Genomic DNA, 24,200 nt, shown 5'->3' with positions numbered 1-24,200 from the left:
GTGCAAAGTGTTAAACGAGGGTGCGACTTGCAAAGGGCCGCATTATATAGGCGTTGCGCCGTCGGTACAGCGTGTTTGTACGATAGAAACAAGCAATTGGATCGTCGGCAACATCACCCTTTAGCGAACTCGGCAAATGCTGCCACGACCTGTTCGATCTGAATACGCGATACATCCAGGTGCGTGACCATCCGCAAGCGCGCTGCGGCACTGAGCTTGATGCCCCGTTCAGCGCAAAAACCCTTGAGCGCTTCAGCCCGATCATCGACCTGCACGTACACCATGTTGGTCTGTACCGGTTCGACCTGATAACCCAGCCTACGCAAGCCTTCGGCCAGAAATTGGGCATTGGCATGGTCATCGGCCAATCGCTCGACGTGGTGCTCCAACGCATACAGCCCGGCAGCAGCGAGAATCCCGGCCTGACGCATGCCGCCCCCGACCATCTTGCGCAAACGACGGGCCTTGCCAATCAGCTCGGTCGTGCCGCACAACACTGAGCCGACCGGGGCACCCAAGCCTTTGGACAGGCACACCGAGACAGAATCAAAGTACTGGGTGATTTCTTTGGCATCAACCCCCAGCTTCACCGCCGCGTTGTACACGCGCGCGCCGTCCAGGTGCAAGGCCAGACCCTGCTCATCACACAAGGCTCGAGCGGCAGCCAGGTACGACAGAGGTAAAACCTTGCCCTGCATGGTGTCTTCCAGTGCCAGAAGTCGGGTACGGGCGAAATGGAAATCATCAGGCTTGATCGCAGCCAACACCTGATTCAAATCCAGCGAACCATCCGCCTGGACGTCAAGCGGTTGCGGCTGAATCGAGCCCAATACCGCGGCCCCGCCGCCTTCATATTTATAGGTATGCGCTTGTTGGCCGACGATGTATTCATCGCCGCGCCCACAATGAGCCATCAAACCGAGCAGATTGCTCATGGTACCGCTGGGTACAAACAGACCCGCCGCAAACCCGAGCTGGCCGGCCAGATGCGCCTCGAGACGGTTCACAGTCGGATCCTCGCCATACACGTCATCGCCCAACGGCGCACGCGACATGGCGTCGAGCATTCCAGCCGTGGGCTGGGTCACGGTGTCACTGCGCAGATCAATTACCGTCACGATAGAGCTCCATGAGATGTTCAAAACCCGGACAGTGAACGCAAGAACAGTCCTGCGATCACTCATTACTGAGGCCATTGAGTACTTTATTCAAGGTCACACTTCATGAACCGACCACTTCGATATAAGAAAAAGTCAGGACACCCTGACTAAAGTGTCCATGCATACTCGAGAAAACTATGATAAAAAATGCGCGCCGGCAGAAGATGCTGTCGGCAACGTTCTCAGGGCGGGGTGTGATTCCCCACCGGCGGTAATAACGCAAAATGCGTTTAGCCCGCGAGCGCTTGTGGTGCAGGATGCTTCGGCTCCCGCCCTGACAAGGTCAGCAGACCCGGTGTGATTCCGGGGCCGACGGTCATAGTCCGGATGAAGAGAGAACGGGATTGGCACCAAAGGGCCGTATCGTGCGCATCGCCATGAACACTTTTGCATTCTGGCCATGATCTCGACGTACCCTTGAATCCCATTCGATCCAAAGCGCCCTGTTTTTTTTATAAACAGGAGTCAGAACAGATGCAACTCACCTCAATCGATAGCAAAAGCAAAAGCCACCCTAACGAGCGCATCGCTTTTATCCAGGCCTGCTGGCACAAGGATATTGTCGATCAGAGTCGTAATGGTTTTGTCGCTGAAATGGCAAACCATGGCTACGCCGAGAGCGATATCGATTTCTTCGAAGTCGGCGGCGCGTTTGAAATCCCTTTGCACGCCAAGCTGCTGGCCAAAACCGGACGTTACTCAGGCATTGTCGCGGCCGGCCTGGTGGTCGACGGCGGTCTTTATCGCCATGAGTTCGTCGCTCAATCGGTTGTCAGTGCGTTGATGCAAGTGCAGCTGGAAACGGAAATCCCGGTATTTTCCGTGGTCCTCACGCCGCATAACTTTCATGCCGGTGACGAACACCAAAAGTTCTTCTTCGAGCATTTCGTGCTGAAAGGCGCAGAAGCTGCAAAAACCTGTGCTGACACCGTGAACAAGTTGCGCAGCTTGCGTCGCACCGAGCCGCAACAGCGCGTCGCGGTTTAATCAGCAGCGCTTCGCGCAACAAACTGGGTCTAGGTAGCTGACTTGTCTGCGAAAGGCGGGGTCGCAAACAAGTCAGTTACAGATCCTTTGGCTTCAAGCCAATTCTTCGCCGTTACTGGGCACAATCAGAATGCCAGCGCGCAAGCCGTTCTTGACCTTGGGGTTAGGGAAGATGATACGTGCGCCCTGTTCTTCAACGACCCAGCGGGTATCGGCCAAGTCATTGGCCAATAGAAAGCCTTGGTCCAGTTCCGAAAAGTTCTCGATGTCCGCAGGCAAGTTCAGCTTGAACGCATCGCTGTGCTTGATGATTTCACGGGCCACGCTGAATAGCTGCAAACCGTTGAGTGGCTGATCGTCAAACGCTGGTTCCGTGCCTTCGATCATGTGTTTGAGACGCTTTTCGAGTAACTGTAGATTGACCTGTTGGTTTTCCCCGAACGGCCGCGCCTTACCCAATTCCAGGGTAAAGGACTCAGCACCTAACTTGTCGTAGGTGTAAGAACTGAAGACGATAGATGCCTTGTTTTGCAGCAACACTGCCTCCATCCCCGCCGCCTGCAAGCGCGCCAGTTCAAGGCGCGAGCGCTGACGACCTTCCTTCCACGGATACAGCGCGAATTGCTCGATCTTCGAACCACGAATGGCTGTGTGCAGGTCGTAATGCAACCGATAACGATCCGGCAGACTGAAGAAACTGGCCGCCAGACGCTCCAGCTCGCAGGCCCGTAAAGCCTCGAAGCCGCTGGTCTGTTCATGGCGTCCGTTGAACAACCGGTTCACATCCTGCTCGATATAACGCTCCCCGCGACGCATGGCCACGGGGTTGCCGAACAGGAACAAAATACGTGCCCGCGGTTTCAGATCGCCGCGTGCGATGTCACGAATCAATTGGTCCAACAGCTCGATAGGCGCGGTTTCGTTGCCGTGAATCCCGGCGGACAACAGCAAGTCCATGCCATTGTCCCGGGCTGCAGGCGGACGGACTTCAAGCGCCCCTTCGCTCATCCAGCGCATACGCACGCCTTCGACAGTCAGTTGAGTCTTTTCCGCTGGTTCATGACCAGCCAGGGTCAGTTCAAGCAGCTTGCCGAGAGCGAGCATACGTCGTGCTCCTTATTGAGCGGGCGTGGTATTTCAGTGATCGTGGGCGCAGTCAGGACCGTGAACGTGCTCTTCATCACCGACGTCTGCCGGTTCCATTTCCAGTTGCAGGCTGACCAGGTTGGTCGCCAAAGGACGTAACAGCAGGTTAGCGTATTCGGCGTCACCCTCTTCAACATCGACGCCAATCAGCAACTGACCACGGCCATCGTGCTGAATCCACAGCTCTTTGCCTTGCCACATGACCGCAACACGGGTGCAAGAGGTCTCCAGCTGGGTGCCGTCGGTGTCTTCAAGGATCAACTGCAGGGTGTCGCTCATAATCGGGTGCTCTTTAGAGAGGGAAATCGCGCGCCCCTCTTCAAGGGCGCGTACTTTCAATTGATTTGGAAGGGATAAACCGAGCCCAGTTTAAGGATTTTCGTCAGTTCATCCAGTGCCGCACGGCATTCAAGCAACAATCCGGGATCGGTCAGGTCGGTTTCGCTCATTCGATCGCGGTAGTGCTTCTCGACCCACTGGGTCAGCGTGTCGTACAAGGGCGCCGTCATGATAACCCCTGGATTGACTGCCGCCAGCTCGGTTTCGTTGAGTGCGACCCGCAGCCGCAGGCACGCCGGACCACCGCCATTCTGCATGCTTTGCTTGAGATCGAAGACTTTCACTTCAGTGATCGGGCCATCGTCAGCGATCAATCGCTGCAAATACTGCCAGACGCGCTCGTTGCCTCGGCACTCTTCCGGGACGATGAGCAGCATTGAGCCATCGGCACGGGACAACAACTGGCTGTTGAACAGATAGGAACGCACCGCGTCTTCGACCGCGACTTCAGCACGTGGTACGCAGATCGCACGGAAGCGCCCGCCGCGTCGCCCCAGCTTGTCGTGAATTTCAGCCAACATGTGTTCGGTATTGAGGAATGCATCTTCGTGATAGAACAGCAGCTCACCGTTGCCCACTGCGATCACGTCGTTGTGGAATACCCCTTGATCGATAACCGCCGGGTTTTGCTGGGCGAAGACCACACCGTCTTCGCTCAGACCGTGCAAGCGCGCAACAGCCTGCGAAGCTTCCAGGGTTTGCCGCGCCGGGTACTTCTGCGGCGCCGGGTAACGGGTGTCGAATGCACTGCGCCCAAACACAAAAAACTCAACGCCCGCTTGGCCATAGTCGTGGCAAAAACGAGTGTGGTTGGCGGCGCCTTCATCGCCAAATTGCGCCACAGCAGGTAACGCCGCGTGGTGGGCAAAGTGCTGCTGATCAGCGAACATCGCCGTTAATACGCGGGTGGTAGTCGGGTGTTCGATGCTGCGGTGGTACTTGCAATTGAGGTTGGCCGCAGTGAAATGCACCCGACCATCAGCCGTGTCGGCGCTCGGGCTGACCGTGGCAGCGTTAGCCACCCACATACTTGATGCCGAGCAACTGGCGACCAACAACGGCATGGCGTCTTTGGCGGCTTGCTGGATCACTTGCGCGTCGCTGCCACTGAAACCCAAAGAGCGCAGTGCAGCCACATCCGGGCGCTCCTGCGGGGCCAGCACGCCTTGGGTGAAGCCCATTTCCATCAGGGCCTTCATCTTCGCCAGACCTTGCAACGCCGCTTCCCTTGGATTGGAAAACTGCTGACTGTTGCTCTGGGACGCGACGTTGCCGTAGGACAAACCGCCATAGTTATGGGTCGGACCCACTAAACCGTCAAAGTTGACTTCATATGATTTCATCGGCGAGGCTCCATGGATCTGTTGTTATTGGCGTAAGTTCCGGGATTTCTGTAGGAGATTTGCTCCATCTCCGACGCCGCGCTGTCGCGCAGCAAGCTCGATCAACTGCAGGAGCTGACTTGTCTGCGATAAGGTCGGAACGACCTTCCAGCGATAGTGCATTCACTATTTTTGCTAGCGTTCCGCACTAGATCGCAGCGGGACGCGTAGTTACGAGTCAGCTCCTACGGTTATGAGAGACGTATCCCCGGTGTCAACGCTGCCGGCAAACTGATACGAGGCGCTTCCAGCGAAGCCACCGGGTACGCGCAATAGTCGGCCGCGTAATACGCACTGGCGCGATGGTTACCCGAAGCCCCCACGCCACCGAACGGCGCACTGCTGGCAGCGCCGGTCAATTGCTTGTTCCAGTTGACGATACCGGCACGGCTCTCCAGCCAGAACTGCTCATAACGCGCTTCAGAGTCCGACAACAAACCCGCAGCCAACCCGTATTGGGTGGCATTGGCTTGCGCAATGGCCGCATCAAAATCAGCATAGCGGATCACTTGCAGCAGCGGCCCGAACAGCTCCTCATCGGGGCGATCAGCGACATCGCTGACATCCAGAATCCCTGGCGTCAGCAAGGCTGACTGCGCCTGTGGCTGGGTCATTTCCAACAACGCCACGGCGCCATTGGCCAGCAGATGTTCCTGAGCGTCGAGCAAAGCACGCGCAGCCCCCAAAGAAATCACCGAACCCATGAAGGGTGCTGGTTGCTGATCGAACGCGCCGACTTCAATCGTGGCGGTGACGGCTACCAGACGCGCAAGCAAGGCATCGCCCCACTCGCCTTCAGGCACCAGCAAACGGCGGGCACAGGTACAACGCTGTCCGGCGGAGATGAACGCCGACTGAATCACGGTGTAGACCGCCGCATCGAGGTCTTCGACCTGATCGACAATCAGCGGGTTATTACCGCCCATTTCCAGGGCCAGTATCTTGTCCGGGCGCCCGGCGAATTGTTGGTGCAACAGGTTACCGGTACGGCTGGACCCGGTGAAAAACAAACCGTCGATCCCAGGATTGGCCGCCAACGCAACGCCCGTTTCCCGCGCACCTTGCAAAAGGTTCAATACACCCGCTGGCAACCCGGCCTCAATCCAGCACTTGACCGTCAACTCAGCGACTTTGGGTGTCAGCTCGCTGGGTTTGAACAGTACGGCGTTGCCCGCCAGCAGCGCCGGAACGATATGCCCGTTCGGCAAATGCCCCGGAAAGTTGTAGGGACCAAAGACTGCTACCACGCCGTGAGGCTTATGGCGCAGCACAGCGGTGGCGTCGCCCAACGGGCTGCTCTTCTCGCCGGTGCGCTCACGGTAGCTCTGCACCGAAATAGCGATTTTATTGATCATGCTGGTAACTTCGGTGGCCGACTCCCAGAGCGGCTTACCGGTTTCTTCACCGATGCAATGGGACAGTTCGTCCGCATGGGTTTTCAGGCTCGCGGCAAACGCTTCCAGCACCGCGATTCGCTCGTCCAGTGAGCGCTTGGCCCAGGCTGGAAATGCCTGACGCGCAGCCCGCACAGCCTCATCGACTTGAGCGGCCGTTGCGCCCTGCCCGGTCCACACCACGTGCTGAGTGACGGGATTCAACGACTCAAAACGCTCGCCCTGCCCGGCTTGCCAGGCACCCGCGATATAAAGCGTACTCATCAGATAGCCTCCCTTGCAGCGGATAAAGGCACCGCACGAACTTGATCGCCTGCGCTCAATTGCAGGCGCTTTGCGGTCAGAGGGTCGACGACCAATGTGCCAGCAGCTAACCGTGCAGGCGCGGCGGTGATGCGACAGTCTTCGCGCTTGCGGTTGTGAATCAGGAATGGCGTGGCGTCATCGCCCGGCGTACCGACAGACAGCACCAACGCCTGGCTATCGTGCACGGCACGGATCTTCGAGGTTTCGCATTCCACAGCAGGGCCGGCGTCGAAAATATCGACATAGCCCTGATAGCTGAAGCCTTCGCTTTTCAGCATTGCCAGCGCAGGCTCGGTGTCGGGATGTACACGACCAATGATGTTGCGTGCCTCTTCGGAGAGGAAGCAGGTGTACAGCGGGAACTTGGGCATCAGCTCGGCGATGAACGCCTTATTACCCACGCCCGTCAGGTAATCAGCCTGGCTAAATTCCATCTTGAAGAAGTGCCGACCCAGGCTTTCCCAGAACGGTGAATGTCCCGCTGCGTCGGACATGCCACGCATTTCAGCGATGATCTTGTTGCCGAATAATTTCGGGAATTCGGCAATGAACAGCAATCGCGCCTTGGCCAACAAGCGACCGTTAAGGCCGGTGCGGGCGTCGCTGCGCAAGAACAGTGAGCACAGCTCGGAGTTTCCGGTCAGGTCGTTGGCCAGAAACAGCGTCGGAATTTCACGATAGATCTTCAATTCCTGAGACGCGCTGACCGTCAGGCCAACACGGTAGTTGTACCAGGGCTCACGCAGACCCACAGCACCTGCGATGGCAGAAATCCCCACCACCTGACCGTCATCGTCTTCGAGGACGAACAGATAGTCCGCGTCGGCACGCTCGGCCTCGCCGCGAAAGGTTTTCTCGGCCCAGCCGACCCGATGCGCCAGGCGCTCTTCATTGGCTGGCAGCGTCGTCAGGCCTGGACCTGTGGTGCGCGCCAGCTCGATCAGCTTCGGTAAGTCGCTGCTGCGTACGGGACGAACGATCATGCTATCTCCTCAACCGGACGCCCTTGGGAGCCCGCGAATCTCGCTAAACCTGCAAACCAGACACTGAATGGCCGGATCTGTTAAACCGCAACAATGCGTACGCTGGCACCTTCGCCGACGCCCAGGGCCTCGGCAGCTTCCAGACTCAAGTTCACCGGTTTTCCCGGCGCCCAATCGAGTTCCAGGAGCACGGCGCGGTAGTCCTGCAACTGGCCATTGGCAACCAGATACAGTCGTCCACCCTTGCCCATTTCACCCATTTTCACGGGCACCACTCGGCTCTGGGCAATCGAACGAATGCCGGATACTCGCGCATGCAAAGTCGGGCCACCGTCGAAGATGTCGATGTAGTGATCGGTCTCGAAACCTTCGCGCATCAGGATGTCGAAAGTAATCTGTGCGCGCGGGTGAACCTGGCCCATGGCCTCTTGCGCGGCATCGGGTAGCAGCGGTACGTAGATGGGGTAATGCGGCATCAGTTCGGCGAGGAATGTCCGGCTTTTCAGGCCGCACAGGCGCTCGGCCTCGGCATAGTTCAGGTCAAAGAAGTTGCGCCCGATGGCATCCCAGAATGGCGAGTCGCCATGTTCATCGCTGTAGCCAACGATTTCCGTCACCACCGAATCGGCAAAACGCTCCGGGTGGCTGGCGACAAACAGCAGTCGTCCACGAGAGTTGAGTTCCGACCAGTTTGTACCGACCAACTCAGGCACCACATAGAAACTGGTCAGCAGGCTGTTGCCGGTCAGGTCGTGACACTGCGACAGCACATGAATCTTGTTATGGATCTTCAGTTCACGCGACGCATGAACGAAGGTCTCATTTCGGAAACTGTAGAAAGGCTCGGAATACCCCGCCGAAGCGACGATCCCCGAACAGCCGACCAGCCGCCCGGTTTCGCTGTCTTCTAGGACAAAGAAATAGCTCTCTTCGCCGTTGAAGCTGACTTCAGCAGCAAACGATGCTTCCGAAGCCGCGATTTTGTCAGTCAAACGACCGGCATCATCCGGCAGGGAAGTGACACCAATCGGGCTGTCTGCAGCCAGACGCTGTACTTCGCCCAGATCAGCCATTTGCGCGGGGCGCATCACCAGCATGGTGTCACTCCTTACCAGAAAAACAGGCCGACATCAGTCAGCGCAGAAAAAATTACCGCGTGGCCTACAAAAGCCCACCCAGTACGAGAAAGAAGCCCGGTGCCGGCCTTTATGGCCAACGCCGGGGTACAGCATTGTGTATCAACCGTTCATCAAGCCTGAGTCAAGGTGGCGATGGCACGCTCGAAACGGTCCAGCCCTTCGTCGATATCGGCTTCGGTCACCACCAGACTCGGTGCGAAACGGACAACATCGGGGCCGGCTTGCAGGACCATCACGCCTTCTTTTTCAGCGGCGTTGAAGAAGTCTTTGGCCTTGCCTTTCCAGGCATCGCTGAGGACGCAACCGAGCAGCAGACCCAGGCCACGCACCTGAGTGAATACGCCGTATTGCTCACCGATGGCTTCAAGACGGGTCTTGAACAGTTCGCGCTTGGCTTTCACGCCCGCCAGGGTTTCCGGGGTGTTGACGATATCGATCACCGCTTCGGCCACCGCACACGCCAGCGGGTTGCCGCCATAGGTGGTGCCGTGGGTGCCGACGGTCAAGTGCTTAGCCAGCGCTTCGGTGGTGAGCATCGCGGCAATCGGGAAACCGCCGCCCAGGCTCTTGGCGCTGGTGAGGATGTCCGGGGTCACGTCGTAGTGCATGTAGGCGAACAGTTCACCTGTGCGGCCCATGCCGGTCTGCACTTCATCGAACACCAGCAGTGCATTGTGTTCGTCACACAGCTGGCGAGCGCCTTGCAGGTACGCCAATTCGGCAGGAATTACGCCACTTTCGCCCTGAACCGGCTCCAGTACCACGGCACAGGTCTTGTCGGAAATGGCTGCTTTCAATGCATCCAGATCGTTGTACGGAACGTGGGTAATCCCCGTAATTTTCGGACCGAAGCCATCGGAATACTTGGACTGGCCGCCCACGTTCACGGTGAACAACGTGCGACCGTGGAAGCTGTTGATCGCGGCAATGATTTCGTATTTTTCCGTGCCGTACAGGTCAAATGCTACTCGGCGCGCCAGCTTGAAAGCCGCTTCGTTGGCTTCGGCACCCGAGTTACAGAAGAACGCACGATCAGCGAACGTGGCATCAACCAGCTTCTTCGCCATACGCAAAGCGGGTTCGTTGGTGAATACGTTAGAGACATGCCACAGCTTATTGGCTTGCTCGGTCAAGGCGCTGACCAACGCCGGGTGGGCATGGCCAAGCACATTCACGGCGATCCCGCCGGTAAAATCGACCAGTTCGCGGCCCGATTGATCCCATACTCGGGAACCCGCACCGCGCACAGGGATAAAACCCGCAGGCGCGTAGTTAGGGACCATCACTTGGTCGAAATCGGTGCGTTGCACCTGAGCATGCTCAACGGACATCGGAGTCTCCTGAAGAGGAACGCCTGCCTGAAACTGGCAAGCGATGGGAGGATTGTAAGGACTGATTTCGGTCTGGCCTTGCCGCCAAGCGACAACTTGTTACAACGCCAAACCGTGTTTTTCCGTGGCTTTCGGCAATGCGACATATAGCGTCGGAAAAAAGCAGTTTAAACGTTTTAGTGGTGTGTCTGACATGCCGCCTTCGCGAATGAATCCCCGCAGGATATCTACGCAACGTGTGGGAGCTAATTCATTCGCGAAGGGGCCATCAGCAACAAATCACCCGCGCTCGGAAGGCACCGATGACAACTCGAACGGGCTACTGCTGCGGCGCTGGTTGCGGTCTTCGCGCGGGGTGGCGCCGAAGAAGTTGCGGTAGGCGCTGGAAAAATGCGGTCCTGATGAAAAACCGCAGGACAAGCCGATCTGGATGATCGACTTACTGGTCTGCATCAGCATCTGTCGTGCCTTGTTCAGGCGCAGCTCCAGGTAATACTGGCTTGGGACACGATTGAGGTACTGCTTGAAGATCCGCTCCAATTGCCGACGTGAAACACACACGTGTTGGGCTATCTCGTCAGTGGTCAACGGCTCTTCTATATTGGCTTCCATCAGCAGCACAGCCTGAGTCAGCTTCGGATGGCTGGAGCCCAAACGGTTTTGCAGCGGAATACGCTGACGCTCGCCACCCTCACGGATGCGCTCTACCACCAGTTCTTCCGACACAGCGCCCGCCAGCTCGGCGCCATGATCACGCGCCAGCACCGCCAACAGCAGATCAAGCACCGAAAGACCGCCACACGCGGTCAGACGATCACGGTCCCAGTCGAACAGATGACTGGTGGCGATCACTTTCGGAAAACGCTCGGCAAAATCATCCTGCCAACGCCAGTGCACCGCAGCACGATAACCGTCGAGCAGACCGAGCTGGGCCAGTGGATAAACACCGGCGGATAAACCACCGATCACACACCCGGCACGCACCAATTGTTTGAGCGCACTGCTCAACACCGACGTCATTTGCGCCGGCGGCTCATCGGCCAGCAGAAACAGCTTCTGACAACCTTCCAGACGCCCGGCCCAAGGCTCGCCGGGCAATTGCCAGGCGCCTTCGACCGGCGGCTCAGCTTGCAAGAACAATAATTCGTAAAGCACTTCTGGATGGACGCGCTGTGCAACACGCAAGGCTTCCTCGGCCAGCGCCAGCGTCATGGCTTTAGTGCTGGGCCAAATCAGGAAACCAATTCGATGGGCAATCATGGCGTACAGTCCGAAACGTTTCGCGGTTGTGGGTCGAGCATCAGTGCGCTCGATCTTTATTAAGGTGAAACCAGGTCATGAATCAAGAGGGCCGAATCATGACCTGTTTTGGTGCGTAAGGCATCGTTAAAACGTTTAGATTATTTCAGACTGCCGGACAAGAATTGCTGAAGCCGTTCAGACTGCGGGTTGACCAATACTTCACGAGGATCGCCCTGCTCTTCCACCACACCCTGGTGCAAAAAGATCAACTGGTTCGACACTTCACGAGCAAAGCCCATTTCATGGGTAACCACCACCATGGTCCGGCCTTCCTGTGCCAGCGCCTGCATCACCTTGAGTACATCGCCTACCAGTTCCGGGTCAAGCGCAGAAGTCGGCTCATCGAACAGCATGACCTCCGGCTCCATCGCCAATGCACGGGCAATCGCAACACGCTGCTGCTCCCCGCCGGACATATGCCCTGGGTAAGCGTTCTTGCGGTGCGAGACACCCACCTTGGCCAGGTAGTGCTCAGCCTTTTCCAGCGCGTCCTTTTTCGACATGCCGAGCACATGGATCGGTGCTTCGATGATGTTTTCCAGGGCCGTCATGTGTGACCAGAGATTGAAGTGCTGGAACACCATCGACAGGCGCGAACGCATGCGCTGCAGCTGCTTGGGGTCAGCGGCCTTCAGGGCGCCATCCTTGCTTGCCACCAGCTTCAGCTCTTCGTTGTTCAGCAGGATTTTGCCTGCATGGGGCTGTTCGAGCAGATTGATGCAGCGCAGAAAGGTGCTTTTACCCGAGCCACTGGAGCCGATGATGCTGATCACGTCCCCAGCCTTGGCCGTCAGGGAAACACCCTTGAGCACTTCATGACTGCCATAGCGTTTATGCAGGTCTTGGACTTCCAGTTTGTTCATGCTTTCGGTTCTCACAAAACAGTCAGTCAGTCGCTGAGCAGGCGCCCGTGGCGGAGCGGTGTACGCCCTGCCACTTTGGCCAGCCAGAAACCAGGTTGGGCGTAACGTAGCCGTTCAGTTGCATACAGCACGCCGGACGTGCCGGCACACACCGTACTGACCCGATCGGACAAGGGATCGATGACTTCGAACAACGGTTCGCCGACGTCAACCCATACGCCTGCGCGGCGCAAATAAGTCACTACGCCGGGATGGGGCGCAAAGTGCAGGTACGTGCCTTCGAACGGCATCCCTTCGCACGCCTCGTATGCAGGTTGCGACCAGTCACCGCCGATAAAACCCTGCTCGGCAAGGAACGCCAGAATGCCTTCGGCGTGTGCCTGAGCCTCATCCCTGCCGGTGTCGGCTTGCCCGCCCAATTCAAGGGTCGTGGCCAGACACGCCAACAATATCTGCGCCTCAGGAAAAATCTGTGACAGACGCAACCATGGCAGCGAACACGCTTCATCAAAGGAGCTGCCGCCAGACTCCTCCGCCAGCAAGGCGACGCTCACGTTCAAGTGCGCCGACAGCGACCGCCACTGCGGCCAGTGCTGCGGCAAGGCATACATATGCAGCGCCGCTTCGGCGTCGCAATGCAGGTCCAGCACCACATCGGCGGTACAGGCATGGCTCAGGAGTAAACGCTGCAGCCCCTGCAACTCGCTGCCCGGCGCCGGTAACGCGTCCAGAACGAAGGTCATTGCCTGACGGATCAGGCGGGTATTGGCATGCGGATCATCGCCCAACTGGCCTTTCAGCAGCTCGGCCACCGACGCGCCCAGTTCGGGAAAATCACGGTTGAAATTCTTGCCGCTGCCAAACTCGAAACGTCCTTGATGAGCACCTTGTAGCAACTGCCCCAGGCCAATGGGATTGGCCACTGGCACCAACTCGATGACACCCTTGAGCATCCCTTGCTCTTCGAGTTGCATCAGGCGTTTTTTCAGCTCCCAGGCTGTGCGCATGCCCGGCAATTCATCGGCGTGCAGGCTGGCCTGAATATAGGCCTTGCGCTCGCCGCTACCGAATCGGAACACGCTCAACTGACGCTCGGTGCCGAGGCTGCTCCACGGCAATGAATGATCGATACGTTGCATGGTTCAGGCCCTGCGTGGGGCTAGGTAGCCCAGCCAGCGACGTTCGGCCATCTTGAACAGTCGCACGAGAATAAAGGTCAGACACAGGTAGAACGCGCCGGCGGTGATGTAAGCCTCGAACGGCAAGTAGTATTGAGCGTTGACCGTACGCGCCGCGCCAGTGATGTCAATCAAGGTCACGATGGACGCCAGACTGGTGGTCTGCAGCATCATGATCACTTCATTGCTGTACTGCGGCAGCGCCCGGCGCAAAGCTGAGGGCAGCAGAATCCGCCGGTACATTTTCGAGCGCGACATGCCCATGGCCTTGGCCGCTTCGATCTCGCCAGCCGGTGTCGACCTTAAGCTGCCGGCAATGATTTCGGCGGTGTAGGCGCTGGTATTGATCGCGAAAGCCAGGCAGGCGCAAAACGTCGCACTGGACAGCCATGGCCAGAAGACACTGTCGCGCACGGCCTGAAACTGAGCCAGCCCGTAGTAGATCAAAAACAGTTGTACCAGCATCGGCGTGCCGCGAATCACGTAGGTGTACAGCCAGGCAGGCATGTTGACCCACTGCTGTTTCGACACGCGCATCAGGCCCAACGGCAAAGCGACGAGCAGACCGAATACCAGGGAAATGGCCAGTAACTTGAGGGTGATCAGCAGACCACCGAAGTACAGCGGCAAGCTTTCCCAAATGACGTTGTAGTCGAAGATCATAGATCAGCCGCCCTTACGCCTACCGAGTAGCGCTTCTCAAGATAACGCAGGGCGAGTAACGAAACGCTGGTGATCACCAGGTACATCGCCGCCACTGCCAGGAAGAAAGTAAAGGGTTCGCGGGTAGCATCTGCTGCCTGCTTGGCCTTGAACATCATGTCTTGCAGACCGACCACGGAAATCAGCGCAGTGGCCTTGGTCAGTACCAGCCAGTTATTGGTAAACCCGGGGATCGCCAGGCGAATCATCTGTGGCACCAGAATCCGGAAGAACACTTTGAAGCTGCTCATGCCGTACGCCATGCCCGCCTCAGCCTGGCCCTTGGATATAGCCATGAACGCACCCCGAAAGGTCTCCGACAGGTACGCACCGAAGATGAAACCCAGCGTACCGATACCGGCCAGCAGCGGGTTCAGGTCAATGTAGTCGTCATGACCGAGTAACGGTGCAATACGGTTGAGCAGAGCCTGGCCGCCATAGAAAATCAGCAGGATCAAGACCAGGTCCGGAATCCCGCGAATTACCGTGGAGTACAGGTCACCCAACCAGGCCAGCCAGCGCACCGGCGACAAACGCAATGCCACGCCAATCAAACCGAGGACGATCGCCAGGGCCATAGACGACAAGGCGAGCTGCAGCGTCAGCCATGCGCCATCGAGGATGACAGCCCCGTAGCCTTTCAACATGATTCAGGTCCTCAAGCATGAGAATGAAAAATGGCGCCAACCAGACAAGTGCAGAGCCACTGCTGCTAGCGCCATTGCGAGTGTTACGCGATGTACTTACTCGCCGTAGATATCAAAATTGAAGTATTTGTCCTGAATCTGCTTGTACTTGCCGTTGGCACGAATCGCAGCGATGGCCGCGTTGATCTTGTCCAGATCAGCCTTGTCGCCCTTACGCACAGCGATACCGATGCCGTCGCCGAAGTATTTGGTGTCGGTGAACGCAGGGCCCGCAAAGGCATACCCCTTGCCTGCGTCGGTATTGAGGAAACCGTCTTGCAGCAAGGTCGCGTCAGCCAGGGTGCCATCAAGGCGGCCAGCGGCGACGTCCAGGTAGATTTCATTCTGCGAGCCGTACGGCTTGATCTCGGCGCCCAGAGGCTCGAGTACTTCCTTGGCGAAACGGTCATGAATCGAACCGCGTTGTACGCCGATTTTCTTGCCTTTCAACTCAGCGAGATTTGCGCTGATGACGGTGCCGTCTTTCATGACCAGACGTGCAGGCGTGTTGTAGTACTTATTGGTGAAATCAACCGACTTCTTGCGATCTTCAGTGATGGACATCGAGGACAGGATGGCGTCGATCTTGCGCACTTTAAGCGCCGGGATCAGACCATCGAACTCCTGCTCGACCCACGTGCACTTGACCTTCATTTCTTCACACAGGGCATTGCCGATGTCGTAATCGAAACCAACGATGCTGCCGTCCGGGGCTTTGGAGGCAAAGGGAGGGTACGCAGCCTCGATACCGATTTTGAATGGTTTTTCATCAGCGAACGTCGGCTGTGCCAACACGGACAGCGCCAAGGCGCCGAGAAGCATGAGTTTCTTCATTATTAGGACTCCGTCGGTTTAGGGCGACAAATGGCAGAGTGAGCGATGGCCCAATATGCGAAGGGTCAGCATGGATAGCGACGCCGAGCCGGTCGTGTCGGACCTTTCACACGAAAAGTCACACGAAAAGCCTTTAGCGATTGATTGGCATTTTAACGACAGGCCCGAAGTCGATATTTCTTCAATGCGACAACTAGTTATAGAAGCACCGAGAAAGCAGACCCGAAATATTGACAGGCCTTGCAGATTATGCAAAGCCAAAAGACATAGAACCGATCTATATTGCAAATTGCGGGCCTATTATTGGCAAAGGCTTCTATTCCGGCAAGTCTGGCGTATCGACTTGTTTTCAGGGTGCTGGAAATTGCACCCGAATCCTGCGGGGCGTTCCTCTCGGCCCCGAAAGAGAGCAGGCGGTTACACATTTGGTTACCTGGCTGCGCGCCGGTAACAAAGAAGAGGTACCGGTGGTGAAGCCGATATATATCTCTTTCCGAGTTTGGATTTGTGGGAACAAATGTATTCTCGAATGGCTTTGCGCAACGCGCTCGGGCACCCAATAGCGCACACAAAAACGCCCCGCCAGGTTTACACCGGGCGGGGCGTTTCTCAGCCTGGGATCAGGCGGCATTCATAGTCTTGTGCTCATTGATCAACTGCTGCACGACACTCGGATCAGCCAGGGTAGAGATATCACCCAAGCCGTCGTATTCCCCAGTGGCAATCTTGCGCAAGATACGGCGCATGATTTTGCCAGAACGAGTCTTGGGCAACCCTGGCGCAAACTGGATGAAATCCGGCGAAGCGATCGGACCGATTTCCTTGCGCACCCAGTTTCTCAACTCCAGGCGCAGTGCTTCGCTTGGCTCTTCGCCGCCATTGAGGGTGACGTAGACATAAATACCCTGCCCCTTAAGGTCATGCGGTACGCCGACCACAGCGGCTTCGGCGACTTTCGAGTGGGCAACCATCGCACTTTCGATTTCAGCGGTACCCATGCGGTGCCCGGAAACATTGAGCACATCATCCACGCGCCCAGTGATCCAGTAGTAGCCGTCTTCGTCACGACGTGCGCCGTCACCCGTAAAGTACATGCCACGAAAAGTCTTGAAGTACGTATCGACGAAACGATCATGATCACCGTACAACGTGCGCGCCTGACCCGGCCAGGAGTCTAAGATGACCAGGTTACCTTCAGCCGCACCTTCGATCAGGTTACCCAGATTATCCACAAGCCCCGGCACAACGCCGAAGAATGGTCGTGCCGCCGAACCCGGCTTGAGCGCGTGCGCGCCTGGCAGCGGGCTCATCAACGTGCCACCGGTTTCGGTCTGCCACCACGTGTCGACAATCGGGCAGCGGCCCTTGCCGACGGTGTTGTAGTACCACGTCCAGGCTTCCGGGTTAATCGGCTCACCGACCGAACCGAGCAGGCGCAGGCTTGAACCGTCCGCGTCTTTCACTGCCGCCTGACCTTCGGCCATCATGGCGCGAATGGCAGTCGGTGCGGTGTAGAGGATATTGACCTTGTGCTTGTCGATGATCTTCGACACACGCGTAATGTCCGGGTAGTTCGGCACCCCTTCGAACAACAACGTGGTCGCGCCATTGGCCAGTGGGCCGTAGACAATATAAGTGTGCCCAGTGACCCAGCCCACGTCGGCGGTGCACCAATAAACTTCACCTGGCCTGTAGTCGAATACACGCTCATGGGTCAGCGCGGCATACAACAGATATCCCCCCGTAGTGTGCTGAACGCCTTTGGGTTTGCCGGTGGAGCCCGAGGTATAAAGAATGAACAGCGCCTCTTCGGCACCCATTTCTTTGGGCGCGCAATGGCTGGACGCAACCTTCATCAGGTCTTCGTACCAAATGTCGCGATGCTGGTGCCAAGCGATGTCGCCGCCCGTGCGCTTGCAGACAATAATCTTCTGCACGCTGGCGGTTTCCGGATTGGTCAGCGCCAGGTCGACGTTAGCTTTCAACGCCGTGCGTTTGCCGCCACGCAGACCTTCGTCTGCGGTAATGACGACTTTCGATTTGCAATCAATGATCCGCCCGGCCAGCGCTTCGGGCGAGAAGCCACCGAACACGACTGAGTGGATTGCGCCGATCCGGGTACAGGCCAACATGGCGACCACAGCTTCGGGGATCATCGGCATATAAATAGTGACTACATCGCCGCGGTGCACATCCTGGCCGCGCAATGCGTTGGCGAACTTGCAGACTTCTTCGTGCAGCTCGCGATAGGTAATGTTGCGGTGTTCGGAAGGATCGTCGCCTTCCCAGATGATTGCGATCTGATCGCCGCGCTCGGCCAAATGGCGGTCCAGACAGTTATAGGAAACGTTCAACGTACCATCGGCGAACCATTTAATATCGACATGATGGTCATCGAAGGAGGTCTGTTTGACCGTGGTGAAAGGCTGAATCCAATCCAGGCGCTGGGCCTGCTCCCGCCAGAAGCCATCAGGATTGACCACCGACTGCTGATACATGGCCTTGTAGGTTGCCTCATCGGTCAGCGTTGTAGCCGCAACCTCTGGACGCACAGGATAGACGGAAGCCGCACTCATCGTTGTTACCTCGGTGGATAGTTGTTGTTTTATGATCCCGTTGTATCTTCCCTGCCCCATTCAGGCCATTCGACGATGGTCTTACCGGTCGCAAGCAAGCCTACTACTATAGACCCCTACTCTCCTGCGATGATATGCCACGCCTCTCCGCGACGATCTGTCGCGCCACCGATGATGGATGCCGTCATTTTTCGTGCCTCGATTGTTACAGGTTTCATCAATAGTCTTTATCAAAACACTTCATATATGAACCCACCCGACAGGCCTATAATTTATCTCGCCAACCGGCAAACGATTAACACGTAACAGCCCCCACAACGGCATGTTAATCAACGTGTAAACTTAGTGACACGCCTGGCTCCATAAGAGCCAGGCACTCCCTCACGACAGCAATAAGGACATTAGAAATGAAAGTTGCATTGATGGTCATGGCCCTGAGTAGTTTTAGCGTTGCTGTGATGGCGGCCGAAACAACCGCCGTGGCAGTCAACTCGACGTCTCCCGTGGAGGAATACACGTACGCCACTCATCTGGACATCGCCAAAGTCGTTTCGATGAGCGACATCCCGAACGTCTGCGAGGTCGTTCCCGCGCGTATGACGTACGAAGACTCGAAAGGTGTAGAGCACGTGCTTGAGTATCGCGTCATGGGTAACGGTTGTATTGATGGTTGATTCATCTGCACACTGCCCTCAGCTACCACGTCAACGCCTCTTGGAGCAATCCAATGTGGCGTTGACTGCATTTAGAATGCCCGTTTATTCAATCGACGTCTGATAGACATTTTTTGAGGCGTACCATTAACGTTTCCCACCGACATGCACGGTAAGTTTATTCGTACAGTGACTAATGCTCTTATTACTAAATAGGCACCAGGTTTTATAGCGTTTCACGCTTGCCCTGTTCATGTTTATTTATCCACGTGATATTCACGCAACTTGTTGGCGATGGTCGTGTGCGATACACCTAAACGCTTACCCAGCTGCCGGCTACTTGGGTATTCCGAATGGAGGCGTTCCAACACCGCTTTTTCGAAACGCCCGACGATTTCATCCAGCCCCCCTTCCAACGAAAAATCCCCCAATGGCTGGCGCATACCGTAGTCCGGAAGTCGTATATGTTCGGCGCGGACGATACCGTCTTCGCACAGAGAAACTGCCTGAAACAGGACGTTTTCCAGCTGCCGCACATTACCGGGCCAACGGTAATGGCTCAAACGCTCCATGGCGGCGGGCGCCAGTTTGGGCAAAGGACAGCCAATCTGCCGGCTTGCCTGATCAAGAAAGTAGTCAACCAGCAGGGGTAAACCGTCCAGACATTCGCGAAGCGGCGGGATGTGCAGCGATAGCACGTTGAGCCGATGGTAAAGATCTTGGCGAAACTCACCTCTGGCGCACAATTCAGACAGATCAACCTGCGTCGCACACATCACCCGCACATCCAAGTAAACCTCTTCATCGCTGCCGACCCGGCGGAAGCAGCCATTTTGCAGGAAGCGCAGCAGCTTGACCTGCAGGCGTGAACTCATCTCGCCGACACCATCAAGGAACAGCGTGCCGCCTGCGGTCAGCTCCAGCAACCCCAGCTTGCCTTCGGCCCGCGCACCTTCAAATGCGCCGGGGCCATAACCAAACAGCTCGGTTTCGGCCATGGATTCCGGGAGTCCAGCGCAATTGAGCGCCATCAACGGCGATTGCCCACGCGGACTGGCGAGGTGGCAGGCCCGCGCCAACAACTCTTTACCCGTCCCCGTTTCGCCTTCAATCAGCAACGGAGCGTCCAGGGGGGCCATGCGTCGAGCCTCGCGGACAACAGCGGCCATGACCCTGGAACTCTGAAAAATACTGTCGAAGCCGCGCAGTTCTTGTTTGCGCACCTGGTAAATCCGCTCGCCGACCCGATCTGCGCGGTGCAGGGTCAACACTGCACCGGCCATGGCTTCGCTGTCATCGTGCTCCGATTGCAACGGCGCGATATCGGCAAGAAACACATCACCCTTGACCTTGACCCGCAGCCCGTTGATTCGTGATTTGTTGGTGCGAACCAGTGCCGGCAAATCGAAATCTTCGGCGTAGCGCGACAATGCAATACCCGGCACTTCATCGACCCGCACACCCAGCAGCTGCGCCGCCGCGCGGTTAGCCGCGACGATGGAGCCGCGCATGTCGATAGACAACACGGGGAACTCCAGCGCGCCCAGCAGTGCATTAAGCTCCATGTGCCGACGTTCGCTGGGCATCAACCCGACGCGCTTCACTCCAAACACACCGCCAATTGCCTCGAACTTGGGACGCATCGCCTGAAATTGCAGATTGATCAGGTTTGGGCAATGCAGATAAATCGCGTTGCCATGCTCGCCGCCCACTTCACCACGCGCCACGTTGACCCCGTACTCGACCAACAGATTAAGGATGTCGCGAAGGATGCCGATGCGGTTTTGACAGTGCACTTTGATACGCATGAACGGTTCAATCCTGTCTGTCGGGCTGATATTTTTCAGTGTGCCTAAATTATCCGTAACGATTATCTGACAGCAAGCGTGCAAATCACATCATTCCGACGCAAGGATTACGGCGCAGCTGCGATTTCGTAAACTTATCGTTACGAAAAGCAGTCTATTCTTTAAGGCATACCCTATTCCACCTGCTGTCAGGACGAATCGTTTGCGTTATCTCTAGAGCCATAACAGCTCCTTATAACAACAACGAATTGCCCTCAGGAGAGCAACATGACGCAAACGCATTACGTCGCTCGCGAGCCCGACGCGAAAGGCTTTATCGACTACCCACCTGCCGAGCATATGGTGTGGAATACCCTGATCACTCGACAACTGAAGGTGATCGAAGGCCGCGCCTGTCAGGAGTACCTTGAAGGGATCGAACAACTCGGACTGCCCCTTGATCGCATCCCGCAATTGGGTGAAATCAATAAAGTCCTCGGCACGGCCACGGGCTGGCAAGTCACTCGCGTCCCGGCCCTGATTCCGTTCCAGACCTTCTTCGAATTGTTGGCCAATAGACAGTTCCCGGTGGCAACGTTCATTCGCAGCGAAGCGGAACTGGACTATCTGCAAGAGCCGGACATTTTTCACGAGATTTTCGGTCACTGTCCGCTGCTGACCAACCCGTGGTTCGCCGAGTTCACCCACACCTATGGCAAGCTCGGCCTGAGTGCTACCAAAGAACAGCGCGTCTACCTTGCGCGCCTGTACTGGATGACCATCGAGTTCGGCCTGGTCGACACGCCGCAAGGCCGTCGAATCTATGGTGGCGGCATTCTGTCTTCACCCAAAGAAACGGTTTACAGCCTGTCGTCCGCGCCGGAACATCAGGCGTTCGATCCACTGGATGCAATGCGCACCCCGTATCGGATCGATATCCTTCAGCCCTTGTATTTTGTCCTGCCAAACCTGAAACGACTGTTCGACCTGGCCCACGAAGACATCATGGGCATGGTCCAGCAAGGCATGCAGCTAGGTCTGCACGCACCGAAGTTCCCACCCAAACCCAAAGCTGCCTGATCAGGAACCCATTTATGAGCACTCTTAACCAAGCCCATTGCGTAGCCTGCCGCGCCGATGCCCCACACGTCAGCGATGAAGAATTGCCGATTCTGATCAAGCAGATCCCGGACTGGAACATCGAAGTACGCGACAGCGTGATGCAGCTGGAAAAAGTCTTCCTGTTCAAGAATTTCAAGTTCGCGCTTGCGTTCACCAACGCTGTCGGCGAAATTGCCGAAGCCGAGGGTCATCACCCTGGCTTGCTCACCGAATGGGGCAAAGTGACCGTGACCTGGTGGAGCCACTCGATCAAAGGGCTGCACCGTAACGATTTTATTATGGCCGCGCGTACTGACGAAGTGGCCAAAAGCGCCGAGGGCCGCAAGTAATGCATTTCAACGACATCCAGCGAGTGCCCGGTGACCCGATTCTCGGATTGATCGACGCTTACGCGGCTGATCCGAACCCGAACAAATTCGACCTTGGCGTCGGCGTCTATAAAGATGCATTGGGCCTGACCCCGATCCTGCGCTCGGTCAAGCTGGCCGAGCAGCGCTTGCTGGACACCCAAACCACCAAAACCTACATCGGCGGTCATGGCGAGCCTCGCTTTGGCGCGCTGATCAGCGAGTTGGTGCTGGGCAAGGATTCGCCGTTACTGGAAAGCAAGCGCGTCGGCGCGACCCAGACGCCAGGCGGTACCGGCGCCCTGCGTCTGTGTGCTGACTTTATCGCTGACTGCTTGCCCGGGCGCGGTATCTGGCTGAGCGACCCGACCTGGCCAATCCATGAAACCATCTTCGCCAAAGCCGGGCTTATGGTCAGTCATTACCCGTACGTGGGCAGCGATAATCGCCTTAACGTCGAGGGGATGCTCGCCACCTTGAATCAGGTGCCACGTGGTGACGTCGTGCTGCTGCATGCCTGCTGCCACAACCCCACCGGCTTCGATCTGTCCCACGACGATTGGCGGCAGGTGCTGGACATCGTGCGCAGTCGCGATCTGCTGCCATTGATAGATTTCGCGTACCAGGGTTTTGGCGACAGTCTGGAGCAAGATGCCTGGGCAGTGCGTCTGTTCGCGGAGGCTTTGCCCGAGTTACTGATCACCAGCTCCTGCTCGAAAAACTTCGGCCTGTACCGCGAACGTACTGGCGCCCTGCTGGTGTGTGCCAGTACTGCGGACAAACTGCTGGATGTACGCAGTCAGCTTTCTTCAATTGCGCGAAACCTGTGGTCGAACCCGCCAGATCATGGCGCAGCCATCGTTGCCGAAATCCTCGGCGATCCCGAGCTGAAGAGCCTGTGGGCCGATGAAGTGGAAGAGATGCGCGGACGTATTGCGCAACTGCGCGCAGGCTTGGTCGAAGCGTTGACCCCACTGGGCCTGGGAGAGCGTTTCGCCCATATCGGCGTGCAACGCGGCATGTTCTCCTACACCGGCCTGAATGATGATCAGGTTGCGCGATTACGCCATGAACACAGCGTCTATCTGGTCAGTGCCGGGCGCGCCAATATCGCGGGGATTGATGCCTCGCGCCTGGATCTACTGGCCCAAGCCATCGCTGCCGTTTGCTAAAACCGATCACTTGCCGCGTCAAACATCGCGCCCTATAGGGGCGCGACTGCGTTGTGCCGTTATGGTTCGCCACTCATCGTGCCGTGTGTCTTTAAGTGACAAAAGGTGGTCATAAAAAACCTGTTTGTCATTTCCAGTGCTGTATCCTGCCCAAGCTTTTTAAAAGCACTGATCTTTCCAGCAACCTTCAATCAGATCTTGCGCGGAGCGACGACGATGCATGAAATCCCGAACTTTCCTTTCCCAAGCCTGCCAAAACCTGAGCAGATCCCCTCAGCGCACCAAGAGCCAAACAAAAAAACCGAGTTGAAGGCCAGCCCTGCCAAAACTGAAGACAGCCGCAACGTCAAACACAGACACTGACGGCGACTTTTCCAGGCCGTATACCAAACCCGTGTTCTTTACCTGGTTTCATACGGCCTGTTATACCTGCCACACCCGCTGCAGATAGCGTCCCCAAACAAGACCACGCCCAAGCAAAACAGCCTTAAACAACAGTGGAACCTGCCATGACCGACCTCACCGACACCCACGCCAGCGTCGTAATGGGCACCACTGAGAAGATGATCGACATCTGGAGTCGCCTCAACGCCGAAAAAAAGGCGGCGCTGCTCAAGCGTTTCGGCACCCAGGAAAATGCGCTGGCAGCCTTGGTCGCTTCGCAATTGCTCGCACCCGCCAGTGACACCGCGTTATAAGCACGTTATTTCAACATTTTCCCTTCTCCCTCCCCTGCATCGCCTCAACCGCCGCTATCATAAGCAGCCTTCAGCGCGCCTCAAGCTGAAACGATTTTTCCGCTACACCTTGA

General features: G+C 56.9%; 23 protein-coding genes and 1 riboswitch. Of the genes, 7 read left to right on the top strand and 16 right to left on the bottom strand.

Annotated features, from left to right (window positions below; translation table 11 throughout):
* Positions 1-113: 113 nt before the first annotated feature.
* Entirely contained in the window at positions 114-1,118 is a 1,005-nt protein-coding gene (gene ltaE / locus RGU44_RS02240) for a low-specificity L-threonine aldolase (protein WP_322215414.1), read from the bottom strand.
* A gap of 216 nt (positions 1,119-1,334) precedes the next feature.
* Positions 1,335-1,504: riboswitch (FMN riboswitch) on the top strand.
* A gap of 130 nt (positions 1,505-1,634) precedes the next feature.
* Between ltaE and RGU44_RS02235 the strand changes: the two genes are divergently transcribed.
* Positions 1,635-2,147 carry a 6,7-dimethyl-8-ribityllumazine synthase gene (locus RGU44_RS02235; RefSeq protein ID WP_322215412.1) on the top strand — a complete coding sequence of 171 codons (513 nt, stop codon included), beginning with the start codon at positions 1,635-1,637 and terminating at the stop codon, positions 2,145-2,147.
* A 93-nt stretch (positions 2,148-2,240) separates the two neighbouring features.
* Here the strand turns inward: RGU44_RS02235 and astE are convergent, their stop codons facing one another.
* The 14 genes from astE to acs form a co-directional block, all read right to left on the bottom strand.
* Complete coding sequence (gene astE / locus RGU44_RS02230) at positions 2,241-3,251, bottom strand: succinylglutamate desuccinylase (RefSeq protein ID WP_322180180.1); 1,011 nt, start codon at positions 3,249-3,251, stop codon at positions 2,241-2,243.
* A 33-nt stretch (positions 3,252-3,284) separates the two neighbouring features.
* Positions 3,285-3,572: a topoisomerase II gene (locus tag RGU44_RS02225; RefSeq protein ID WP_219064507.1), complete on the bottom strand. Its 288-nt coding sequence runs from the start codon at positions 3,570-3,572 to the stop codon at positions 3,285-3,287.
* 56 nt (positions 3,573-3,628) lie between these two features.
* A complete protein-coding gene (astB, locus tag RGU44_RS02220) occupies positions 3,629-4,975 on the bottom strand; it encodes an N-succinylarginine dihydrolase (RefSeq protein WP_322215410.1) in 1,347 nt (448 codons plus the stop codon).
* 230 nt (positions 4,976-5,205) lie between these two features.
* On the bottom strand, positions 5,206-6,675 hold the full coding sequence (astD, locus tag RGU44_RS02215; RefSeq protein WP_322182760.1) for a succinylglutamate-semialdehyde dehydrogenase: 1,470 nt from the start codon (positions 6,673-6,675) through the stop codon (positions 5,206-5,208).
* On the bottom strand, positions 6,672-7,697 hold the full coding sequence (gene astA / locus RGU44_RS02210; RefSeq protein ID WP_322180184.1) for an arginine N-succinyltransferase: 1,026 nt from the start codon (positions 7,695-7,697) through the stop codon (positions 6,672-6,674). The genes astD and astA overlap by 4 nt, the downstream gene beginning before the upstream one ends.
* Before the next feature lie 80 nt (positions 7,698-7,777).
* On the bottom strand, positions 7,778-8,794 hold the full coding sequence (gene aruF / locus RGU44_RS02205; RefSeq protein ID WP_322180187.1) for an arginine/ornithine succinyltransferase subunit alpha: 1,017 nt from the start codon (positions 8,792-8,794) through the stop codon (positions 7,778-7,780).
* A gap of 152 nt (positions 8,795-8,946) precedes the next feature.
* Complete coding sequence (locus tag RGU44_RS02200; RefSeq protein WP_322180190.1) at positions 8,947-10,167, bottom strand: aspartate aminotransferase family protein; 1,221 nt, start codon at positions 10,165-10,167, stop codon at positions 8,947-8,949.
* Between the two features lie 279 nt (positions 10,168-10,446).
* Complete coding sequence (gene argR / locus RGU44_RS02195) at positions 10,447-11,427, bottom strand: transcriptional regulator ArgR (RefSeq protein ID WP_322180192.1); 981 nt, start codon at positions 11,425-11,427, stop codon at positions 10,447-10,449.
* Between the two features lie 140 nt (positions 11,428-11,567).
* On the bottom strand, positions 11,568-12,332 hold the full coding sequence (locus tag RGU44_RS02190) for an ABC transporter ATP-binding protein (RefSeq protein ID WP_322180194.1): 765 nt from the start codon (positions 12,330-12,332) through the stop codon (positions 11,568-11,570).
* A 26-nt stretch (positions 12,333-12,358) separates the two neighbouring features.
* Positions 12,359-13,471 (bottom strand): succinylglutamate desuccinylase/aspartoacylase family protein, encoded by a 1,113-nt coding sequence (locus RGU44_RS02185; protein ID WP_322215407.1) that lies wholly within the window; start codon positions 13,469-13,471, stop codon positions 12,359-12,361.
* A gap of 3 nt (positions 13,472-13,474) precedes the next feature.
* Entirely contained in the window at positions 13,475-14,173 is a 699-nt protein-coding gene (locus RGU44_RS02180) for an ABC transporter permease (RefSeq protein ID WP_322180199.1), read from the bottom strand.
* Entirely contained in the window at positions 14,170-14,859 is a 690-nt protein-coding gene (locus RGU44_RS02175; protein WP_322180201.1) for an ABC transporter permease, read from the bottom strand. Before RGU44_RS02175 ends, RGU44_RS02180 begins: the two co-directional genes overlap by 4 nt.
* Positions 14,860-14,955: 96 nt before the next feature.
* On the bottom strand, positions 14,956-15,732 hold the full coding sequence (locus tag RGU44_RS02170; RefSeq protein WP_322180203.1) for an ABC transporter substrate-binding protein: 777 nt from the start codon (positions 15,730-15,732) through the stop codon (positions 14,956-14,958).
* Between the two features lie 620 nt (positions 15,733-16,352).
* The gene (gene acs / locus RGU44_RS02165) at positions 16,353-18,308 is read right to left on the bottom strand and encodes an acetate--CoA ligase (protein WP_322180205.1); all 1,956 of its coding nucleotides are present in this window, start codon (positions 18,306-18,308) and stop codon (positions 16,353-16,355) included.
* Positions 18,309-18,715: 407 nt separating this feature from the next.
* Between acs and RGU44_RS02160 the strand changes: the two genes are divergently transcribed.
* Positions 18,716-18,982: a DUF2790 domain-containing protein gene (locus RGU44_RS02160; protein ID WP_322180207.1), complete on the top strand. Its 267-nt coding sequence runs from the start codon at positions 18,716-18,718 to the stop codon at positions 18,980-18,982.
* A gap of 236 nt (positions 18,983-19,218) precedes the next feature.
* Here the strand turns inward: RGU44_RS02160 and RGU44_RS02155 are convergent, their stop codons facing one another.
* Entirely contained in the window at positions 19,219-20,769 is a 1,551-nt protein-coding gene (locus RGU44_RS02155) for a sigma-54-dependent transcriptional regulator (protein WP_322215405.1), read from the bottom strand.
* A gap of 267 nt (positions 20,770-21,036) precedes the next feature.
* Here RGU44_RS02155 and phhA point away from each other — a divergent pair, with 267 nt between their 5' ends.
* The 5 genes from phhA to RGU44_RS02130 all read left to right on the top strand — a co-directional run bounded on the left by phhA (position 21,037) and on the right by RGU44_RS02130 (position 24,087).
* Positions 21,037-21,828, top strand: coding sequence for a phenylalanine 4-monooxygenase (gene phhA / locus RGU44_RS02150; protein WP_322180211.1), 792 nt, complete (start codon positions 21,037-21,039; stop codon positions 21,826-21,828).
* A 14-nt stretch (positions 21,829-21,842) separates the two neighbouring features.
* On the top strand, positions 21,843-22,199 hold the full coding sequence (locus RGU44_RS02145) for a 4a-hydroxytetrahydrobiopterin dehydratase (RefSeq protein WP_219064522.1): 357 nt from the start codon (positions 21,843-21,845) through the stop codon (positions 22,197-22,199).
* Positions 22,199-23,389 carry an amino acid aminotransferase gene (locus RGU44_RS02140; protein WP_322215403.1) on the top strand — a complete coding sequence of 397 codons (1,191 nt, stop codon included), beginning with the start codon at positions 22,199-22,201 and terminating at the stop codon, positions 23,387-23,389. The genes RGU44_RS02145 and RGU44_RS02140 overlap by 1 nt, the downstream gene beginning before the upstream one ends.
* 105 nt (positions 23,390-23,494) lie before the next feature.
* On the top strand, positions 23,495-23,752 hold the full coding sequence (locus RGU44_RS02135; protein ID WP_322180217.1) for a hypothetical protein: 258 nt from the start codon (positions 23,495-23,497) through the stop codon (positions 23,750-23,752).
* Positions 23,753-23,898: 146 nt separating this feature from the next.
* Positions 23,899-24,087, top strand: a complete 189-nt coding sequence (locus RGU44_RS02130) for a hypothetical protein (protein ID WP_322215401.1) — start codon at positions 23,899-23,901, stop codon at positions 24,085-24,087.
* Positions 24,088-24,200 lie beyond the last annotated feature (113 nt).

The sequence above is a fragment of the Pseudomonas sp. 5C2 genome, from assembly GCF_034314155.1.
GTDB lineage: Bacteria > Pseudomonadota > Gammaproteobacteria > Pseudomonadales > Pseudomonadaceae > Aquipseudomonas.
This window is presented reverse-complemented; position numbering and strand designations above follow the sequence as displayed.

Excerpts from the sequence above, each read along its gene's own strand:
- RGU44_RS02130 (WP_322215401.1), top strand. The coding sequence starts at position 23,899 with ATGACCGACCTCACCGACACCCACGCCAGCGTCGTAATGGGCACCACT.
- RGU44_RS02185 (WP_322215407.1), bottom strand. The coding sequence starts at position 13,471 with ATGCAACGTATCGATCATTCATTGCCGTGGAGCAGCCTCGGCACCGAG.
- phhA (WP_322180211.1), top strand. The coding sequence starts at position 21,037 with ATGACGCAAACGCATTACGTCGCTCGCGAGCCCGACGCGAAAGGCTTT.
- RGU44_RS02140 (WP_322215403.1), top strand. The coding sequence starts at position 22,199 with ATGCATTTCAACGACATCCAGCGAGTGCCCGGTGACCCGATTCTCGGA.
- RGU44_RS02145 (WP_219064522.1), top strand. The coding sequence starts at position 21,843 with ATGAGCACTCTTAACCAAGCCCATTGCGTAGCCTGCCGCGCCGATGCC.
- RGU44_RS02170 (WP_322180203.1), bottom strand. The coding sequence starts at position 15,732 with ATGAAGAAACTCATGCTTCTCGGCGCCTTGGCGCTGTCCGTGTTGGCA.
- astE (WP_322180180.1), bottom strand. The coding sequence starts at position 3,251 with ATGCTCGCTCTCGGCAAGCTGCTTGAACTGACCCTGGCTGGTCATGAA.
- RGU44_RS02225 (WP_219064507.1), bottom strand. The coding sequence starts at position 3,572 with ATGAGCGACACCCTGCAGTTGATCCTTGAAGACACCGACGGCACCCAG.
- RGU44_RS02175 (WP_322180201.1), bottom strand. The coding sequence starts at position 14,859 with ATGTTGAAAGGCTACGGGGCTGTCATCCTCGATGGCGCATGGCTGACG.
- RGU44_RS02160 (WP_322180207.1), top strand. The coding sequence starts at position 18,716 with ATGAAAGTTGCATTGATGGTCATGGCCCTGAGTAGTTTTAGCGTTGCT.
- RGU44_RS02235 (WP_322215412.1), top strand. The coding sequence starts at position 1,635 with ATGCAACTCACCTCAATCGATAGCAAAAGCAAAAGCCACCCTAACGAG.
- RGU44_RS02190 (WP_322180194.1), bottom strand. The coding sequence starts at position 12,332 with ATGAACAAACTGGAAGTCCAAGACCTGCATAAACGCTATGGCAGTCAT.
- aruF (WP_322180187.1), bottom strand. The coding sequence starts at position 8,794 with ATGCTGGTGATGCGCCCCGCGCAAATGGCTGATCTGGGCGAAGTACAG.
- RGU44_RS02155 (WP_322215405.1), bottom strand. The coding sequence starts at position 20,769 with ATGCGTATCAAAGTGCACTGTCAAAACCGCATCGGCATCCTTCGCGAC.
- astA (WP_322180184.1), bottom strand. The coding sequence starts at position 7,697 with ATGATCGTTCGTCCCGTACGCAGCAGCGACTTACCGAAGCTGATCGAG.
- argR (WP_322180192.1), bottom strand. The coding sequence starts at position 11,427 with ATGATTGCCCATCGAATTGGTTTCCTGATTTGGCCCAGCACTAAAGCC.
- RGU44_RS02180 (WP_322180199.1), bottom strand. The coding sequence starts at position 14,173 with ATGATCTTCGACTACAACGTCATTTGGGAAAGCTTGCCGCTGTACTTC.
- astB (WP_322215410.1), bottom strand. The coding sequence starts at position 4,975 with ATGAAATCATATGAAGTCAACTTTGACGGTTTAGTGGGTCCGACCCAT.
- acs (WP_322180205.1), bottom strand. The coding sequence starts at position 18,308 with ATGAGTGCGGCTTCCGTCTATCCTGTGCGTCCAGAGGTTGCGGCTACA.
- RGU44_RS02200 (WP_322180190.1), bottom strand. The coding sequence starts at position 10,167 with ATGTCCGTTGAGCATGCTCAGGTGCAACGCACCGATTTCGACCAAGTG.